Genomic DNA, 18,519 nt, shown 5'->3' with positions numbered 1-18,519 from the left:
GTCATCAGTCGTGCAGCCCGCACTCGGTCTTGCCCCGACCGGCCCAGCGTCCGGCGCGTGCGTCCTCGCCCTCCAGCACCCGGCGGGTGCAGGGCGCGCAGCCCACGGAGGCGTAACCGTCCATCAGCAGCGGGTTGGTGAGGACGCCGTGCTCCGCGACGTACGCATCGACGTCGTCCTGCGTCCAGCGGGCGATCGGTGAGATCTTCACCTTCTGCCGCTTCTCGTCCCAGCCGACGACCGGGGTGTTCGCCCGGGTGGGGGAATCGTCGCGGCGCAGCCCGGTCGCCCAGGCCGCGTACGAAGTCAGGCCCTCTTCAAGGGGCTCGACCTTCCGCAGCTTGCAGCACAGGTCGGGGTCGCGGTCGTGCAGCTTCGGCCCGTACTGGGCGTCCTGTTCGGCAACGGACTGGCGCGGGGTCAGCGTGATGACGTCGACGTCCATCACGGCCTCGACCGCGTCGCGGGTGCCGATCGTCTCGGGGAAGTGGTAGCCGGTGTCGAGGAAGAGCACGTCCACGCCCGGAAAGGCACGCGAGGCGAGGTGCGCCACGACCGCGTCCTCCATGGACGAGGTGACGCAGAACTTCCTGCCGAAGGTGTCGGCGGCCCACTGGAGGATTTCCGGCGCGGAGGCGTCCTCCAGCTCCCGGCCCGCGCGTTCGGCCAGTGCCTTCAGTTCTTCCACCGTGCTTTCTCCTTGCAGAGCGTCCGTCATATCCCGTCCCGCTCAAAGTCGTTGCGCTGCGTTGCCCGGCTCAGCAGACCCAGGAACTTCAGCTGGAATGCGCGGTTGCAGGAAGCGCATTCCCAGGCCCCGTGCCCGCTCTCGTGCGGGCGCAGGTCCTCGTCGCCGCAGTACGGGCAGTGGAACGGAGCGGCGCGCTCGCTCATGACAGCGACTCCGCACTGGCCCGCGCCGCCCAGGTCGCGAACCGCTCGCCGTCCTCACGCTCCTCCTGGAACCGGCTCAGCACCCGCGCGACATAGTCCGGCAGTTCGGCCGAAGTGACCTTCAGACCACGGACCTTGCGGCCGAAACCGGCCTCCAGCCCCAGCGCGCCGCCCAGGTGCACCTGATAGCCCTCGACCTGGTTGCCGTCGGCGTCCAGGACGAGCTGGCCCTTGAGGCCGATGTCGGCGGTCTGGATGCGGGCGCAGGCATTGGGGCAGCCGTTGAGGTTGATGGTGAGCGGCTCGTCGAAGTCCGGCAGGCGGCGCTCCAGTTCGTCGATCAGTGAGGCGCCGCGGGCCTTCGTCTCGACGATCGCCAGCTTGCAGAACTCGATGCCGGTGCAGGCCATCGTGGAGCGCCGGAACGGCGACGGCCTCACCTGGAGGTCGAGCGCCTCCAGTCCGGCGACCAGGGAATCCACCTGGTCCTGCGGCACGTCGAGGACGAGCATCTTCTGCTCGACGGTGGTGCGCAGCCGGTCCGAGCCGTGTGCGGCGGCCAGGTCGGCGATCTCGGCAAGTGCGGAGCCGTCCACGCGGCCGACCCTGGGTGCGAAACCCACGTAGAAGCGGCCGTCCTGCTGCCGGTGCACACCCACGTGGTCGCGCCAGCGGCTGCTCGGCTGCCCGGGTGCGGGCCCGTCGATCAGCGGCCGCTTCAGGTACTCGTCCTCCAGCACCCGGCGGAACTTCGCGGGGCCCCAGTCGGCCATCAGGAACTTCAGACGGGCCCGGGTACGCAGTCGCCGGTACCCGTAGTCACGGAAGATGCCGACGACTGCGGCCCAGACGTCCGGAACCTCGTCGAGCGGCACCCAGGCGCCCAGCCGCTCGGCGAGGCGCGGGTTGGTGGAGAGACCGCCACCGACCCAGACATCGAAACCCGGACCGTGCTCGGGGTGGACCACGCCGACGAACGCGATGTCGTTGATCTCGTGCACCACGTCCTGCACCGGCGAGCCGGAGATCGCGGTCTTGAACTTGCGCGGCAGGTTGGAGAATTCCTTGTTGCCGATGTAGCGGTCGTGGATCTCGTCGACCGCGGGCGTGCCGTCGATGATCTCGTCGGCGGCGATCCCCGCCACCGGCGAGCCGATGATCACACGCGGGCAGTCGCCGCACGCCTCGGTGGTGGAGAGCCCGACGGCCTCCAGCTTCTCCCAGATCGCCGGGACGTCCTCGATCCGGATCCAGTGCAGCTGGATGTTCTGCCGGTCGGTGATGTCCGCGGTGCCGCGAGCGTACTCCTGCGAGATCTCGCCGATGACGCGCAGCTGCGCGGTGGTCAGCCGGCCACCGTCGATCCGGACCCGCAGCATGAAGTACTTGTCGTCCAGTTCCTCCGGCTCCAGGATCGCGGTCTTGCCGCCGTCGATCCCGGGCTTGCGCTGGGTGTAGAGGCCCCACCAGCGCATGCGCCCACGGAGGTCGTTGGGGTCGATCGAGTCGAAACCGCGCTTGGAGTAGATCGTCTCAATGCGTGTCCGCACATTGAGACCGTCGTCGTCCTTCTTGAACTGCTCATTGCCGTTGAGCGGGGTGTGGTGACCCATGGCCCACTGGCCTTCGCCACGGTGGCGTCCGGCCTTGCGGCGGGGTGTGGTGGTCGCAGACTGTTCCGGGGTAGCGGCCATGACAGTACGTCCTTCGGGACTGCAGTGAGGGCGGCTCTGAACTGCACACTCGCGCTGAGGCGCGGCGGTGCGCAGGGTTTGCAGAGAAAAGGGGGATCGCGGCGGTGCTGGGAACCTCAGCTCACCGGACAGATGGCGCTGGAGACGCGGCCGAGATCGACGTGACGTCGACTCACCAAGGCGGTTCCAGTTCCAGACATGACGGAAGCGTGTCACGCGAATCTCGGACCAGTCCACCACAATCCATGATATGGACGGCACTGTCTTGCCATGTGAGACGAAGCAGCTTCCATCGCTCGACCCGCCGGGGCCGGGCCGGCCGCAATGGCCGCAATCTCCCGACCTGTCACCGGCAGTCGCTGTCCGCCCGCTGCCGCGCCGCCCCCGGCCACGGCCCCGGCGTCGCCACCTCGGGCTCCAGCTCCACCTTCGTGCCGAAGAGCTTGAAGCCGCGCCGCAGATAGTTGTCCATGGCGTGCGGGCCGTCCTTGGAGCAGGTGTGCAGCCACACCCGCTTCGTCGGCGTCCGCTCCGGCCAGCGTTCCGCCAGGTCCCAGGCGCGGGCGACGCCGTAAGAGAGCAGATGGCCGCCGATCCGGCGCCCCCGGAAGGCCGGTATCAGCCCGAAGTACATGATCTCGACCACGCCGTCGTCCTGCGGGTCAAGCTCGATGTATCCGGCCGGGGTGCCGTTCTCGTACGCCACCCAGGTCTCCGCCCCGGGGCGGTCCAGGGCCGCCTGCCACTGCGCGTACGTCATCGTGAGCCGGTCCGTCCACTGGATGTCGCCGCCGACCGCCGTGTACAGGAACCGGCTGAACTCGGGCAGCGGAACCTCGGACCGCGCGATCCGCACGTCTCCTTCCGGGACCGCGGCGGGGCGCAGATCGTCGGGGGAGGTCTGTTCCAGGGACCAGATGGTCACCTCGGCGGTGGTGGAAGCGGTGCGCGCGGGGTTGCTCATGACTGCCAGGGAATCATGCCGCGGGGCCGTGGCCCAAGCCGGTCCCGCGGCTCGGACAGCGGGGCCGTCCATCGGCGGCGACAGAGCGCCCTATGCGGCCGTACGCGCTCTGACCACCACCGGAGCCGTCGAGCGCGGCAGCAGATCGGCCGGGTGATCCGGTTGGATCACCTCCACCTCCACCCCCTCGCCGAAGCGGTACGGGCGGTGTGCGAGCACCTCCGCGAGATGGCGGCGCATCCGCGAGACCTCCGCCCGCACCGTCACCGTCCGGGTCGCGTCGCCGAAGATGTCCTCTGCCAGTTCTGATGCCGTACGCCCCTCGCGGTGCAGCGCCAGGGCGTACAGCAACTCCGCATGGCGCGGCGAGAGCTTCTGCGTCCAGGTGCCCGTCGCACTCACCACATTGACCGTGAGCCCGCGCGGTCGGCTCAGATCCAGCACGATCCGTCGGGGCATCCCGTCCGAAAGCCCGTCCGTGACCTGCACCAGCCAACCGCCGGGCAGCGGCTCGGCCCGGCACATACCGAGCGACGGCAGCCACACCCGGCCCGGCCGCAGCGACTTGGGCAGCGGCAGCCGGTCGACCGGCGGCATCCCGGTCACCGCGGCGAGCCAGCCGTGGCTGTCCACCGCCAGGGCCCGGCCGCCCATCCGGCACAGCAGAGGCGCCGCCACCGAACGCAGCCGGTCGATCGCTTGCAGATGCCTGTTCCTGAACTCGCTCTCGGCCAGCCTGGCGACCGAACGGACCAGGGCGAGCATCGTCGGATGGAACGTGGAAGCGGCACCGCTCATGTCGACGATGCCCATCATCCGGCCGTCCCGCGGATCACGGACCGGGGCCGCCGCACACGTCCAGTTGTGCAGCCTGCGTACGAAGTGCTCCGACGAATGGACCTGGACCGGTGCGCGCGAGGCGAGCGCAGTGCCGATCGCGTTCGTCCCCATGCTCGCCTCCGCCCAGGCCGCGCCCTCGGCCAGACAGACGGAGTCGGCCCGCCGAAGCACCCCCGGGTTGCCCTGGCGCCACAGCACCAGGCCCTCCATATCGGTGACCACCATGATCTGCTGGGCGGCGTCGGCGAGGGGGCGAAGGCCCTCGCTCAGCAGTGGCATCACCTCGCCCAGCGTCGAAGTCCGCCGCCGGCGCTCGATCTCGTTCATCTGCAACAGTGCGCACTCGGTGGACCGGTCCGGATCGAGGCCGCTGCGCAGCACCCGGTCCCACGAGGCGCCGATCTCCGCCCGCGGGGCGACGGGTGAACGATTGCCCGCGAGCCCGGCCTCCCTGGCCCGGTGGGACCCGGGCGCGGCCCGGACGGGCTGCGGGGCAGCCGATCGTGTCACCTCGGCGGCGGCTGTCTCCACTCTCATTCCCCCCAGATGCCGTGGCCGGCTCAACGGCCCACGGGCCCATCCTGCCCGCTGCGAGATGACCGACACCGCGCACTCCACACAATGGTTGCAACCCTTTGCAACTCTGGCGACGGGGTGCGGGTCCGTACGAGAGTGACGGAACACCGTACGGCGGAGCCTGTGCCCCGCCGACCGGTATGCACAGCATGGAGGGTGGTGCCGTGTCGGCGCAGCACCACCCTCCGTCGCTGTACTTCTCCGGCCCGATGGGACTTTCGAAACACGCCCTAACGCTCGACCGGCCGTGCCCGTTCCACGACCGATGCCAGATCGAGGCTGTGCGGCAGCGTCCCGAACGCCGTGCCCCAGTCCCCGCCCAGCCGTGATGCACAGAACGCGTCGGCGACCTCCGGCGGCGCCCAGCGCACCAGCAGCGAACCCTGCAGCACCAGAGCCATCCGCTCGACCAGCCGGCGGGCCCGTGCCTCGATCCCGTTCAGATCGGCGAGCTCCGTCAGCATGTCCTTGATCGCCGCGTCCAGCCGGTGATCGGCGCCGCGCGCCCTGCCGACCTCCTGGAGGAACGCGTTCAGCGCCGGCGGCTCGCGCCGCAGCGCCCGCAGCACGTCCAGCGCCTGTACGTTCCCGGAGCCCTCCCAGATCGAGTTGAGCGGCGCTTCGCGCAGCAGCCGCGGCATCCCGGACTCCTCGACGTAACCGTTGCCGCCGAGACACTCCAGCGCCTCACCCACCATCGGCGTGCACCGCTTCGTCACCCAGTACTTCGCCGTCGGCACCGCGATCCGCAGGAAGGCCCGCTCGCTCTCCGTATCGGCGTCGTACGCCGCCGCCAGCCGAAGCGCCAGCACCGTCGCGGCCTCCGACTCCAGCGCCAGATCGGCCAGCACATTGCGCATCAGCGGCTTCTCGATCAGCACCCCGCCGAACGCGCTGCGGTACGTGCAGTGGTGGATCGCCTGCGCCACCGCCTGCCGCATCAGCGCCGTCGAACCGACCACACAGTCCAGCCGGGTCGCCGCCACCATCCCGATGATGGTGCGCACCCCGCGCCCCTCGTCGCCGACCCGGCGCGCCCACGTCCCGTCGAACTCGACCTCGCTCGACGCATTGGACCGGTTGCCCAGCTTGTCCTTCAGCCGCTGGATCGCGAACGTGTTGCGCGTGCCGTCGGGCAGCACCCGGGGCAGCAGAAAACACGTCAGGCCTGCGGGCGCCTGCGCCAGCACCAGGAAGCCGTCGGACATCGGTGCCGAACAGAACCACTTGTGCCCGGTGAGCAGATACTCGCCCTCCGCCGCCAGCGGCTCGGCCCGCGTCGTATTGGACCGCACGTCCGTGCCGCCCTGCTTCTCCGTCATGCCCATCCCGAAGAGCACACCGGCCTTCTGCGCCACGGGCCGCAGCCCCTGCTCGTACACCGTCGAGGTCAGCAGCGGCTCCCAATCGGCGGCCAGCGCCGGATCGGTCCGCAGCGCGGGCACCGCCGCGTGCGTCATCGACAGCGGGCAGCCGTGGCCCGCCTCGGCCTGCGTCCACACCAGGAACCCGGCCGCCCGCCGCACATGGCCGCCCGGCCTGCCCCAGGCGTCGGTCAGACCCGCGGAGACCGCATGACCCAGCAGCCGGTGCCAGGCCGGATGGAACTCCACCTCGTCGATACGATTTCCGTACCGGTCGTGGGAACGCAGTACCGGCGGATTCTCGTTCGCCTGCACCCCCCACGCCTGCACCTGCGCGGAGCCCGCGGATCTGCCCAGCTCGCCGAGCTCGCCCCGGGCCTCGGCGAGGAGCTCGGTCGGCAGATGACGTTGCACCGCCTCGGTGAGCGCGAGGTCGGCGGCGAAGACGTCGTAGCCGACCAGCGGCGGTACCTGGTTGGACACTGTGTGGGTGGTGGCTGTCATGCCGATACGGTAAGGACGTGCTGGCAGCAAATGAAACACCCGAGCGGCTACCGGGTCGGATCCACCGGGCCCGAGCCCTCTACCGCAACGTATCGAAGCGGCAGATGGTATGGCAGTTGCTCAAGGACACTGTCAACTCGTGCATGGAGTACCGCATTCTGGGACTCGCAGCCGAGGCGGCGTTCTTCACCCTGCTGTCCCTGCCTCCGCTGCTCCTCGGCCTGATCGGCCTGCTCGGTTACGTCGACGAGTGGACCAACACCACCACGGTCGCTTCCATCGAGCGCAACATCCTCAACGCCGCGCACACGGTGCTCAGCGAGCGGGGTGTGAACGACTTCGCCAAACCGCTCCTGGCGGACGTCTCCACCGGCGCCCGGCCCGATGTCATCTCGATCGGCTTCGCCATCGCGCTCTGGTCCGGCTCCCGCGCGGTCAACGTCTTCATCGACACCATCACGGTCATGTACGGCCTCGACGGCCGGCGCGGCATCGTCAAGACGCGGCTGCTCGCCTTCCTGCTGTACGTCGTCGCCCTGCTGCTCGGTGCCGTCGTGCTGCCGCTGCTCGTGGTCGGCCCCGACCGGGTCGTGGAGTTCATACCGTGGGGCACCGAGGTCATAAGCGTTCTGTACTGGCCGGCGGTGATCCTGCTGTCGATCGCGTTCCTGACGACGCTCTACCACGTGTCCGTACCGGTCCGTTCGCCGTGGATCGAGGACGTGCCGGGCGCGCTGGTGGCGCTCGCGATGTGGGTGCTCGGCAGCTTCCTGCTGCGGATCTACCTCACCAGTGCGGTCGAGGGGCCCACGATCTACGGCTCGTTGGCGGCTCCGATCGCCGTCCTGCTGTGGATCGGTGTCTCCGCGTTCGCGGTGCTGGTCGGAGCGGCGGTCAATGCCGCGATCGACCGGGTGTGGCCCTCGCTGGCGACGGCCGCGGCACGTGCGGCCAATGACCGGCTACGGGCGGCCCAGGCCGTGGAGTTCGTCGCGCGGACGCAGGCGAACCGGGACGAGGGCGATGACGAAGGTGACAGCCCCTATATGCCGTCCGAGTTCCCGGAGCGCTGGTCGAGGTTTCTTCCGCCGGACGATGTGAAGTCCAGGCTGCAGCCGAGCCGGGACAAGGAGTCGGACAAGGCGAACCACCCGTCCGGCGACTGAGGACGCCCGCTGCCCGGCGGCCACGGCAAGCCGATCCGTTCACCTACGGGAATAGCGTGGGGGCATGGGCGACAAGTACGAGGAGTGGGCGTCGCGGTTCGACGGTGCGACCCTGTGGACACTGAGCGTCTCGGGCGGATCGGTCCATCCGGTGCTGCCCGACGGCTGCATGGACCTGCTCTGGATCGGCGGACGGCTGCTCGTCGCGGGCCCCGACACCCGTGCCGAGACGTCGGCCGTCGGGACCGGTGGGCAGTACACCGGCATCCGCTTCGCGCCCGGCACGGCTCCCGCGCTCCTCGGAGTGCCGGCGCACGAACTGCGCGACCGCCGGGTCGACCTTGCCGATCTGTGGCCGGGCGCGCTGGTCCGCGTACTCAACGAGCGCCTCGCCGAAGCCCCCGACCCCGCCGCCGCGCTGGAGACCATTGCCCTGCGGCGGGCGGCCGACACCGCACCGCCGGACCCTGTGATGCGGTCCGTCGCCGCGCAGCTCGGTGCCGGGCGGTCCGTCGCGCACACCGCGCAGACCGCCGGCCTCGGCGCCCGACAGCTGCACCGCCGCTCACTCGCGGCCTTCGGTTACGGGCCCAAGATGCTCGCCCGCATCCTGCGGCTGCAGCGTGCGCTCACCCTCGCCCGATCCGGAACGCCCTACGCCGAGGCGGCGATCGAGGCGGGCTGCACCGACCAGGCCCATCTCGCACGGGAGATGCGCGACCTGGCCGGGACCACCCTGACCGCCTGCCTCACGCCCTCGTAACGGGGCCGGACAGGCACTCAGCCGTTGCCCGCGAACAACGACACCGCGCAGCCGTCCGGGTCGAGGACCGTCGCGTATCGCTGCCCCCACACCGCGTCCCACGGCTTCAGATGCCCCCGGTACCCGGCGCCCGTCAGGTCCTCGTACACCGCGTCCACCTCCGCCGGGCTGTCGCAGAGGAAGGCGAGCCCGAGGCGTTCCCCGCCGCGCGGCGCGGTCCAATCGGGGTCGAACGAGCGGGTGACGTCCTCGGTGTCCCACAGCAGGCGCTGCCCGCCCGGGAGCGTCACTTCGACATGAGGTGCGGATTCCGCATCGGCGGGGATGTCGAGACCGAGCCGGCGGTAGAAGGCGAGCGATGCGGCCAGATCCGCGGTGACGATGCCGATCGCGTCCATTCGTGGAGTCATGTGCCGACCGTAGGCCGAGCCCCACCACGGGTCTTGTACGAAACGGACATGGGCCGTGACCTTCGGACATCTCCGAGGACGCGGACCGCGTACGGCGGGACCTGCCGGGACTGCGGTCCCCGGCAGGTCCCGCCCGCCGTCACGACGACGCGGGGCCGGCCGTGCAGTCGGCAGGTGACGTCCCCGGATCCGTCAGCGCCAGACCGAGCTGGGCGCGTTCGGTGACCCAGCGGCTCGGGCGGTGGCGCGGGTCGCCCGTCGTGCGGTGCAGCGCCCGGTGCAGCTCCAGCATCCGTTCGGCGCCGACCCGGTCGCCCCAGGCCAGCGGGCCGACCGGGTAGCCGAGTCCGGCCGTGACGGCCAGGTCGATATCGGCGGGCGTGGCGATGGAGCGCTCCGCGATCGACGCGGCGACCGAGACGACCGAGGCGAGCAGCCGCTGAGCTACCGAGCCGGCCGTGTCCCGTACCACCGAGACCGCGTAGGGCCCGCCGCCGTCCGCCGCCCGGGCCAGCACCGCGCGGGCGTCGCGCGCGGCGGCCGGGTCCGCCGCCGGGGTCACGGCCAGCACCCGGCGCCGGCCGGCCGGAGGGAGTGGGTCCACACCGAAGGTGCGCCCTGCGGGCAGCCGGTGTGCGGTGACCGCGGAGGCCACCGTGACGCCCCAGACCGGAACCAGTACGAGGGCGTCGGCGGACGGCTCCGTGCCCGTCTCGACGACGGCGCCCGCTGCGGTCAGCGCCCGCCGCAGTGCGGCCGCGTCCCGGTCCTGAGGCGCGGCGCCGTGAACGTACACCGGGCGGTCCGCGTCGCCCGTGACCGGCGCTTCCGGGGCCGGGGCGGGTGCCTCGGGGCCGTAGCCGAACCAGCCGCGCCCGGTCTTGCGGCCGTGGAGTCCGGCGGCCACCCGGTTCGGGGTGAGGTAGGAGGGGCGGAGCCGGTCCGCGTACCGGAATCCCTGCCAGATCGAGTCGATCACCGCGGCCGTCACATCCAGACCGGTGAGATCCATCAGCTCGAACGGGCCCATCCGCAGGCCGAGCACATCACGGGCGATCCGGTCGATGTCCGCAGGTTCGGCGACCGTCTCCTCCAGCAGTGCGAGGGCTTCGGTCACCAGGCCGCGACCGGCGTGATTGACCAGGAAGCCGGGGGTGTCGGCGACCGTGACGGCACGGTGTCCGCAGCTCTCGACAAGCGCGGTGAGGGCCGGCGGGATCTCCTGGCGGGTGGCCGCGCCCGGCACGATCTCGACGATCTTCATCAGCGGTACCGGGTTGAAGAAGTGCAGCCCGGCCAGGCGCGTCGGGTCCTTCAGCGCCGCGGCGATCCGGGTGACCGACAGGGAGGAGGTGTTGGTCGCGAAGACTGCCGTCGCGGGCAGGGCCTGCTCCAGCCGGCCGAAGACCTCCGTCTTGGTGTCGAGGTCCTCCCGTACGGCCTCGATGACCAGCTCCACGCCCGGGCCCTCCCCCCAGGGGTCGTCCAGCGGGATCAGCCGTTCCAGGGCGGCGGCGGAGTCCTCGGCGGACATCCGGCCCTTCTGCACGGCCCGTTCGAGCATGGACCGTACGAAGTCCACGGCGGCCGTCACCGCCTCCGTACGTACGTCGCACAGCTCGACGGTATGTCCGGCGGTCGCCGCCCACTGGGCGATGCCGCGGCCCATGGCCCCGGCGCCGACGATCCTGATACGCATGGCAGTTGCGGTCCTCTCGGGGTGTGGCATGTGATTCGTCTCAGCGAAGATAGACGCGGTCCGGCTTCACGTCCTCGCGCAGCATCCGCAGTTCGGCCGTGGTCGGCGGCGGATCAAGGTCGCATCAAGACATCTGAGACCGACCGGTCTCAGCCGCCGGGTGCAAGGGGCGGCGGCATACGCCCCGCGCCACCGAAAGGGCGACATGCGCCCCTCACCACCGAAAGGTCACGCCGTGCCCGACCAGCATCTCGATGTCGTCATCTGTGAACCGCTGCGCACCCCCATCGGCCGTTTCGGCGGAGTGTTCGCACAGCAGACGCCGGCCGCACTCGCCGCACGCGTCATCGCCGAGGTCGTCGCCCGTACCGGAATCGACCCCGCCGCGGTCGACGAGGTGATCCTCGGACACGCCTACCCGTCCGCAGAGGCCCCCGCCATCGGCCGGGTCGCAGCCCTCGACGCCGGACTGCCCGAGACCGTCACCGGCGCCCAGATCGACCGCCGCTGCGGCTCCGGCCTCCAGGCGGTCCTCGACGCGGCGATGCAGATCCGGGCCGGCTTCAGCGAGGTCGTCATCGCCGGCGGCGTCGACGTGATGAGCGCCGCCCCGTACTACACGCACGAAGGCCGCTGGGGCATCAAGGGCCCCGGCCTCCAGCTCCACGACGCGCTGGCCCGAGGCAGGGTCACCGCCGGCGGCGTCAACCACCCCGTACCGGGCGGCATGATCGAGACCGCCGAGAACCTGCGTCGGGCGTACGGCATCAGCCGCGCCGACCAGGACGCCCTCGCCCTGCGCTCGCAGCAGCGCGCCGGGCGGGCCGCGGCGGAGGGACGGTACGACGCGGAGACCGTCCCCGTCACCGTACGGACCCGCAAGGGCGAGACCGTCGTCACCGTCGACGAGCACCCCCGCCCCGAGACCACCGCCGAACAACTCGCCGCGCTGCGCCCGATCATGGCGAAGTCCGACCCAGGGGCCACCGTCACCGCGGGCAACGCCAGTGGTCAGAACGACGCGGCCGCAGCCTGCCTGGTGACCGGCGCGGCCACCGCCGAACGGCTCGGCCTCACTCCGCTGGTCCGGCTGGTCTCCTTCGCCCGCGCCGGGGTGCCCGCCGCGACCATGGGGATCGGTCCCGTCCCGGCGACCCGGGCCGCCCTCGACCGCGCCGGACTTACCCTCGCCGACCTCGACCTGATCGAGCTCAATGAGGCATTCGCCGCCCAAGTTCTCGCCTGCACCGCCGAGTTGGGACTCGGCGAAATCGATCACGAGCAGCGCGTCAATGTCAACGGCTCGGGCGTCTCCCTCGGCCACCCGGTCGGCGCCACGGGCGCCCGGATCCTCGCCACACTGACTCGAGAGTTGCACCGGCGCGAGGCCCGGTACGGCCTGGAGACCATGTGTATCGGCGGCGGACAGGGCCTCGCCGCGATCTTCGAGCGCATCGCGTCCTGAGACACACCACGTGCGTGCCGAATCGGCATTCAGCCCGCCACCGGGCCTGACGGTTCGTGTGCTGTAAACGCGGCAGGTCCGGTCGGACAGCATTGGCTGTCCGACCGGACCTGCTCGTCTCTCGGCCGGCTGATTCCTGGATCAGCCCTGCGAGCGGCGGGCTCGACGCATCAGTACCGCGCCACCGAGCAGCAGCGCGGCGCTCGCGCCGGCAGCCAGGCCGAGGTCAGCGGCACCGGTGTGGGCCAGCTGCGGGCTGGGGCTCAACGGCTCCGCGACGGCCGCCGGCACGCTGTTGGGCTGGGGCTCATTGACGGTGGGAGTGGTCACCGGGGGCGTGACCACGGGAGGAGTGACCACGGGGGGTGTGACCACCGGGGGTGTGACTACGGGGGGCTTCACCACCGGCGGTGTGACGACGGGGGGTTCGACCACGGGGGGTTCGACCACCGGCGGTTCGACCACGGGGGGCTCGACCACCGGCGGTTCGACCACGGGGGGCTCGACCACCGGCGGTTCGACCACCGGCGGTTCGACCACGGGGGGCTCGACCGCGTTGGAGCACTTGTTGTCGGACACCGGGTTCGACGCACCGATGACGCCGACGCTGTTGCCGCAGACGTTGACCGGGACGTTCACCGGAGCCTGGATCAGGTTTCCGGACAGCGCACCGGGAGAGTTGGTCGCGACGCCCTCGGCGCTCGCACTCTGGCCGCCGTTGCTGCTCCCGGCGCCTCCCCCGTTGTTGCACTCATTGCCGAACGCGGGATTCAGTACACCGACCACACTGACCGTGTTGCCGCACACGTTGACGGGAACGTGCACCGGCGCCTGCACGGTGTTGCCCGAGCCGACGCCCGGCGAACCGTTGGTGGCACCATCGGCCGACGCGTCCGCGAACGCGTACCCGCCTGCCGCGGTCAGAATGCCTGACGCCGCCGCCATGACCAGCACGCTCTTACTCAAGGCTTTTCGCATTGGTTGCCCTTCCTTAGGACATTCCGTGCGAGCAGAACGCTCGCGATTCATTCATCAGGCGATGCAGCTTGCGCCGGGGACGCCACCCCGGGGGTCTTCCCACGTGAGTCGGCAAGCGGCGATTGCGGAAAGGCGGAGAGACCACGAACGAAGCGTTCTTCATGTGATAAGTCCTATTCCTGCTCGGTGAACGCCCAAGCTGCACGCTTGATGAAAGGCATAACGAGGAGAAATTGTTGAGGAAACTCGAAAGGTCGTGGAAATTTTGTGACCGCTCGAATGGATTACATATGCATGCTCGCGTTGACGTCATTCGCCGCGCGTGGGTGCTCAACCCTGCATGGAGCCCACGCCGTTGACGCCTTGGGGCAGGGCTGGGGAGGCTGAATGATCCTTCGCCCCTGCGGTGCTGCAGCGTGCCGCTGCCGTGCGCCTTGGCATTCGGGTGAACGGAGAGAACCAAACGCCCGATCGCGAGTTGGGCAGGGGGCTCCGATACGGGGCATTCAGTACGAGAAGGGTTCAGCGTGTTCAAGAAGGTTCTGGCTACGGGTGCCGTTGCCTCCTCCAACAGCTGATCCAGCTGCAATGACAGGCTCGGGCCGTCGGCATTCCTCCTCCGCGTGACCCGGGCTCGCTGCCGCCTTTCTCAGTACTGGCACATGGGATTGTCCGATAATCGCGCCCGTGGCGTGGAGTGATCGATGCTGCGTCAGCCGGGCGGTTTTTCGGGAATCTTCTCCTCAAAGAGTTTCGCCTACGGTCTTACATCGTTATGAATTGCAGTGGCGGAGTTACGAGTGATCAGGACCGCGCTCGTGCGGCACGAAAGACGTGGCCGCTCCGAACTCCGTCAAAGAAAGGGAAAAAAGTGAAGTACACCAAGGTCGCCGCCATCGCCGCCGGAACCCTGATGGCGATGGGTGCCGCCGCGCCCGCCTTCGCCGACGCCGGTGCCGACGGCAGCGCCACCAGCTCCCCGGGCGTGGCGTCCGGCAACGCCGCCGTGCTTCCGGTCCACGTTCCGGCCCAAGTCTGCGGCAACACCGGGAGCGTGGTCGGCGGGCTCAACGCTGCGTTCGGCACCGTCTGCACCAACACCTGATCTCCGGTCACGAGCTGAGCGCTCGTGTCGGAAGGCCCCGGTACTCAATCCGATGCGTACCGGGGCCTTCCCCTTTTCCGGTAGTCGATCGAGTGGTCCCGGAGGGAAGGCGGCGTGAAGACCGTTGCGTTCGTTGCCGGTTCCGTGGTTGCTCCTGGAACGGCTGCTCCTGCCTTCGCCGTTACCACCGTCACAGCCCCCGACTTCAGCCTCGACGGCGCAGCCGGCCCCTCGAACGGACGAGCGGACTGGTCCGGTTGCCGTAGTGGCGGCAGACGTCACCCGTTGCACCGGGTAGGGGCCAGGCATGGACCAGTACGACAGCCAACGCCCCAGCGGCCGACAGCGGCACGCGCAGGACGTCACACCCATCTACGACCGGCTGCTCGCCGAATGGCGCGCGGCCTGCGGCGGCCCGGAGCCGGCACCGTCCGCCCAGCCCCGTAGACCTTGTGCGGGAAGTCGCGTTCCCGCGGCCCGTATCTCCGAAGAAGACGTCGACGGGTGAGGTCGCAGCGTCGAACTCGCGTTGGATCGAGCCCATTTGATCGGTGCTGCGGGACCGGCGCTTCCGCAGCGGGTTGATCGGTACGTTCCACAGCGTGACGCGGGGTGCAGCCCCAGGGCTTCACGCATGACGATGCCCACCGTTCCACGGGGGCGGTGGGCATCTGGCGTGGTGCCGTCCAAATGTGTTGGCGCCACCCGAAGTCTGCGGGCTATCGTGTGCAGCGTTCCGGACGGCGGACAAGAACCGCCGGTGTCGGCCCGGTGCTTGAACCAGGAGGTGAGGACATTGATGACTGTCGCTGCGGTGGGCGCTGCCCACAACCAGATGAACATCGTTCCCACCCCCGTGGTCGCCGGCTGACCTCTTCGTAACTCTCCGCGCCTGTACGCGCGTTGCCGGGGCCACCCTTCGAAGGGTTTCCCTTGTCTTTCCCGTCTTCTCCGTTCTTCGCTTCTTCTCTCCAGGACTCGTCCGCGTCGCATCCGCTGTCCCCGTACGGCTGGGACGACGACTGGGCCGCCGAGTTCGCCCCGTACGCCGGACAGGGTCTGCTGCCCGGACGGGTGGTGCGGGTGGACCGCGGGCAGTGCGATGTCGTCACCCCGCACGGCACGCTCCGGGCCGACACCGCCTTCGTCGTCCCACGTGATCCGATGCGGATCGTCTGCACGGGCGACTGGGTCGCCGTCGACTCCGCCGGTGATCCGCAATTCGTACGGACGCTGCTGCCGCGGCGTACGGCCTTCGTGCGCTCGACGTCGTCGCAGCGCTCCGAAGGGCAGGTGCTCGCCACCAATGTCGACCACATCGCCATCTGCGTCTCGCTCGCCGTGGAGCTCGACCTGGGGCGGGTGGAGCGCTTCCTCGCGCTCGCCATGTCCAGCGCCAGTGGCGACGCCCTGCTGCGCGACGGGGTGTCCGCCGGGGACGGTGCCGCCCAGCCGATCGTGGTGCTGACCAAGGCCGATCTGGTGCCGGACACCGCCACACTGTCGTACCTCGTCCAGGACATCGAGGCCATCGCGCCCGGTGTCCAGGTGCTGCCCGTCAGCTCCGCCACCGGGGAGGGGCTCGATGTGTTCGCCGCCATCGTCTCGGGCGGGACGAGCGTGCTGCTCGGGGTGTCCGGCGCGGGCAAGTCGACCCTCGCCAACACCCTCCTCGGCCGCGACGTGATGGAGGTGCAGGCCGCCCGTGATGTCGACGGCAAGGGCCGGCACACCACCACCACCCGCAATCTGCTGGTCCTGCCCTCCGGGGGCGTACTGATCGACACCCCCGGACTGCGCGGGGTCGGCCTCTGGGACGCGGAGACCGGCGTCGGCCAGGTCTTCTCCGAGATCGAGGAGCTGGCCGAGCAGTGCCGGTTCCACGACTGCGCCCATGAGTCGGAGCCCGGCTGCGCGGTACTTGCCGCGATCGAGGACGGTTCGCTGCCCGAGCGGCGCCTCGACAGCTTCCGCAAGCTGCTCCGCGAGAACCAGCGCATCGTCGCCAAGACCGATGCCCGGGTGCGGTCCGAAATGCTGCGTGAATGGAAGCGCAAGGGCGCCGAGGGCCGGGCGGCCATGGACGCGAAGCGGGGCCGACTGCGGTAGGCGGCAGCCTCTGGTCGACGTCCGAATACCGCCAGTGCGGTGACCGGAGGTGCCGGACACTGGACGGTGTGATGGACGAACAGACCAGGTACGAGGCGGTGAGCAGCCGCGACGCCCGTTTCGACGGGGAGTTCTTCTTCGCCGTCGAGACGACCGGCATCTACTGCCGGCCGAGCTGCCCCGCCGTCACCCCGAAGCGGAAGAATGTCCGCTTCTTCCTGACCGCGGCCGCAGCCCAGGGAAACGGCTTCCGGGCGTGCCGACGCTGCCGCCCGGACGCCGTGCCCGGCTCCGCCGCCTGGAACGTACGGGCCGATGTCGTCGGCCGGGCCATGCGGATGATCGGCGACGGCGTGGTCGACCGGGAGGGCGTGCCCGGTCTCGCCCACCGGCTCGGCTACAGCTCACGCCAGGTGCAGCGGCAGCTCAATGCGGAGCTGGGTGCCGGACCCGTCGCGCTCGCCCGCGCCCAGCGGGCCCACACCGCGCGGGTGCTGCTCCAGACGACCGGGCTGCCCGTGACCGAGATCGCCTTCGCGTCCGGCTTCGCCAGCGTGCGCCAGTTCAACGACACGGTCCGGCAGATCTACGCCCGCACGCCGAGCGCACTGCGCGCCGAGGCCGGGACGGGGCTGGGAGCGGCGGGCCGGCAGGCGCGCACCACCGGGATCCCGCTGCGGCTCGCCCATCGGGGGCCGTACGCGGCCCGCGAGGTCTTCGATCTCCTGGCCGGCGAGACGGTCGCCCGGATCGAGGAGGTCGGCGGGGAGCCCGGCGCCCGTACCTACCGGCGCACTCTGGGGCTCCCGTACGGCACGGGCATCGTGGCCGTCGACGAGCGGTCCGCCGGGCCCTGGCTGGACGCCCGGATCCACCTCACGGACCTGCGGGATCTGGCGACGGCCGTGCAGCGGCTGCGGCGCCTCTTCGACCTGGACGCCGATCCGTACGCCGTCGACGAGCGGCTCGGCGCCGACCCGGGACTCGCACCGGGGGTCGCCGCCCGCCCGGGGCTGCGTTCGCCGGGTGCCGCGGATCCGGATGAGTTCGCCATACGGGCGCTGGTGGGCAGGGCCGGGGCCGAACGGCTCGTCGAGATGTACGGGAAGATCCTCGACGTGCCCTGCGGCGGGCTTACGCATGTGTTTCCCGAGCCGGGAGTGCTGGCCGATGCGGTGCGCGAGCCGGCGCTGCGGGCACTGGCGACCGCACTCGCCGACGGGGACGTACGGCTCGACGCCGGGGCCGACCGCGCCGAGGCCGAGCAGGCGCTGCTGCGGCTGCCGGGGATCGACCCGCCGGTCGCGGCGCTCATCAGGATGCGTGCGCTCGGCGACCCCGATGTGGATCCGGAGGGAAGGCCCGAATCGGAGCGGTGGCGGCCATGGCGCTCGTACGCCGTACGTCACCTGAGTCTTCAGACCGGGCGATGGTCAGGCCCAGAGCACTACACCCAGCCAGGCCCCCGTCACCAGCAGACATGAGAAGAGCTCGATGAGCACGGAATATCCCGTCGCCCGCATCACTGAGCGGACCGATGCCCACCCCGCCCCGCGGCTGCCGAGCCGCAGCCGCTCCGCCCCGTAGATCGCCCCCACATATCCGGCGATACCGCCCACCACCGGCACCACGAAGAAGCCCACGATCGCGCAGGCCCCGCCCAGCATCAGAGTCTTGCGCGGCGCTCCCGACTCACGGGGGCGGCGCGGTGGCAGCAGCGGTTTCAGCGCCTGGTTCAGCAAGAGCAGTGCCGTAGCGCCTATGAGTACACCCCAGGCGGCCGGAGTCATGTCGGTCAACGCCCACCACAGCACGGCGGCCCAGACGATCGCCTGCCCCGGCACCCCCGGCACCAGCACGCCGACCAGGCCGAGAAGCATGACCAGGCCGACAGCGACGAGCTGCCACACACCCATCTGACCAGCCTGCCGGAGTCCGGCCGCTCCCGCCTGCCAGCGCGGTTCGGGGCGGGGACCGTCGATACGGCT

The 18,519-nt window shown here is 70.4% G+C and carries 16 protein-coding genes and 2 pseudogenes; 7 read left to right on the top strand and 11 right to left on the bottom strand.

The genetic code is table 11. The annotated features are described in order from the left end of the window. Positions 1 to 4 precede the first annotated feature (4 nt). The 7 genes from ACH4EW_RS12660 to ACH4EW_RS12630 all read right to left on the bottom strand — a co-directional run bounded on the left by ACH4EW_RS12660 (position 5) and on the right by ACH4EW_RS12630 (position 6,836). On the bottom strand, positions 5 to 718 hold the full coding sequence (locus ACH4EW_RS12660; protein WP_398255201.1) for a phosphoadenylyl-sulfate reductase: 714 nt from the start codon (positions 716 to 718) through the stop codon (positions 5 to 7). Next, positions 715 to 894, bottom strand: coding sequence for a hypothetical protein (locus ACH4EW_RS12655; protein ID WP_398255199.1), 180 nt, complete (start codon positions 892 to 894; stop codon positions 715 to 717). Before ACH4EW_RS12655 ends, ACH4EW_RS12660 begins: the two co-directional genes overlap by 4 nt. After that, positions 891 to 2,588 carry a nitrite/sulfite reductase gene (locus tag ACH4EW_RS12650; RefSeq protein WP_398255197.1) on the bottom strand — a complete coding sequence of 566 codons (1,698 nt, stop codon included), beginning with the start codon at positions 2,586 to 2,588 and terminating at the stop codon, positions 891 to 893. Before ACH4EW_RS12650 ends, ACH4EW_RS12655 begins: the two co-directional genes overlap by 4 nt. Before the next feature lie 116 nt (positions 2,589 to 2,704). Further along, a complete protein-coding gene (locus tag ACH4EW_RS12645; protein ID WP_398256015.1) occupies positions 2,705 to 2,788 on the bottom strand; it encodes a putative leader peptide in 84 nt (27 codons plus the stop codon). Between the two features lie 146 nt (positions 2,789 to 2,934). Then, on the bottom strand, positions 2,935 to 3,552 hold the full coding sequence (locus ACH4EW_RS12640; protein ID WP_398255195.1) for a GNAT family N-acetyltransferase: 618 nt from the start codon (positions 3,550 to 3,552) through the stop codon (positions 2,935 to 2,937). A 90-nt stretch (positions 3,553 to 3,642) separates the two neighbouring features. Beyond that, positions 3,643 to 4,929: a GAF domain-containing protein gene (locus ACH4EW_RS12635; protein WP_398255192.1), complete on the bottom strand. Its 1,287-nt coding sequence runs from the start codon at positions 4,927 to 4,929 to the stop codon at positions 3,643 to 3,645. 269 nt (positions 4,930 to 5,198) lie between these two features. Beyond that, on the bottom strand, positions 5,199 to 6,836 hold the full coding sequence (locus tag ACH4EW_RS12630) for an acyl-CoA dehydrogenase family protein (protein ID WP_398255190.1): 1,638 nt from the start codon (positions 6,834 to 6,836) through the stop codon (positions 5,199 to 5,201). Positions 6,837 to 6,940: 104 nt separating this feature from the next. On the opposite strand from ACH4EW_RS12630, the gene ACH4EW_RS12625 reads away from it, so the two are divergent. Both ACH4EW_RS12625 and ACH4EW_RS12620 read left to right on the top strand, forming a co-directional pair. Beyond that, entirely contained in the window at positions 6,941 to 8,002 is a 1,062-nt protein-coding gene (locus tag ACH4EW_RS12625; RefSeq protein ID WP_398256012.1) for a YihY/virulence factor BrkB family protein, read from the top strand. A 64-nt stretch (positions 8,003 to 8,066) separates the two neighbouring features. Further along, positions 8,067 to 8,747, top strand: a pseudogene (locus ACH4EW_RS12620) (DUF6597 domain-containing transcriptional factor); the annotation flags it as partial. Between the two features lie 35 nt (positions 8,748 to 8,782). On the opposite strand, the gene ACH4EW_RS12615 reads toward ACH4EW_RS12620, so the two are convergent. Both ACH4EW_RS12615 and ACH4EW_RS12610 read right to left on the bottom strand, forming a co-directional pair. Further along, positions 8,783 to 9,175 carry a VOC family protein gene (locus ACH4EW_RS12615; protein ID WP_398255187.1) on the bottom strand — a complete coding sequence of 131 codons (393 nt, stop codon included), beginning with the start codon at positions 9,173 to 9,175 and terminating at the stop codon, positions 8,783 to 8,785. Between the two features lie 139 nt (positions 9,176 to 9,314). Beyond that, positions 9,315 to 10,874, bottom strand: a complete 1,560-nt coding sequence (locus ACH4EW_RS12610; RefSeq protein ID WP_398255184.1) for a 3-hydroxyacyl-CoA dehydrogenase — start codon at positions 10,872 to 10,874, stop codon at positions 9,315 to 9,317. Between the two features lie 235 nt (positions 10,875 to 11,109). On the opposite strand from ACH4EW_RS12610, the gene ACH4EW_RS12605 reads away from it, so the two are divergent. Then, positions 11,110 to 12,339, top strand: coding sequence for an acetyl-CoA C-acetyltransferase (locus ACH4EW_RS12605; protein WP_398255182.1), 1,230 nt, complete (start codon positions 11,110 to 11,112; stop codon positions 12,337 to 12,339). A 141-nt stretch (positions 12,340 to 12,480) separates the two neighbouring features. Here ACH4EW_RS12605 and ACH4EW_RS12600 read toward each other — a convergent pair whose 3' ends face one another. Next, a complete protein-coding gene (locus tag ACH4EW_RS12600; protein WP_398255179.1) occupies positions 12,481 to 13,317 on the bottom strand; it encodes a chaplin in 837 nt (278 codons plus the stop codon). Between the two features lie 871 nt (positions 13,318 to 14,188). Between ACH4EW_RS12600 and ACH4EW_RS12595 the strand changes: the two genes are divergently transcribed. The 4 genes and pseudogenes from ACH4EW_RS12595 to ACH4EW_RS12580 all read left to right on the top strand — a co-directional run. Next, entirely contained in the window at positions 14,189 to 14,422 is a 234-nt protein-coding gene (locus ACH4EW_RS12595) for a chaplin (protein WP_398255176.1), read from the top strand. Positions 14,423 to 14,729: 307 nt separating this feature from the next. Further along, entirely contained in the window at positions 14,730 to 14,930 is a 201-nt protein-coding gene (locus tag ACH4EW_RS12590) for a hypothetical protein (RefSeq protein WP_398255173.1), read from the top strand. 425 nt (positions 14,931 to 15,355) lie between these two features. Beyond that, positions 15,356 to 16,531, top strand: a complete 1,176-nt coding sequence (gene rsgA, locus ACH4EW_RS12585) for a ribosome small subunit-dependent GTPase A (protein ID WP_398255170.1) — start codon at positions 15,356 to 15,358, stop codon at positions 16,529 to 16,531. Between the two features lie 71 nt (positions 16,532 to 16,602). Next, a pseudogene (locus ACH4EW_RS12580) lies at positions 16,603 to 18,037 on the top strand (DNA-3-methyladenine glycosylase 2 family protein); the annotation flags it as partial. Here the strand turns inward: ACH4EW_RS12580 and ACH4EW_RS12575 are convergent. Beyond that, complete coding sequence (locus ACH4EW_RS12575; protein ID WP_398255168.1) at positions 17,965 to 18,447, bottom strand: DUF456 domain-containing protein; 483 nt, start codon at positions 18,445 to 18,447, stop codon at positions 17,965 to 17,967. The pseudogene ACH4EW_RS12580 and the gene ACH4EW_RS12575 sit on opposite strands and share 73 nt — an antisense overlap. Positions 18,448 to 18,519: the final 72 nt, after the last annotated feature.

Source organism: Streptomyces sp. NPDC018000 (assembly GCF_044328025.1).
Classification (GTDB): domain Bacteria; phylum Actinomycetota; class Actinomycetes; order Streptomycetales; family Streptomycetaceae; genus Streptomyces.
The sequence above is the reverse complement of the archived record's forward strand: the minus strand, read 5'-3'. Positions and strand labels throughout refer to the sequence as shown.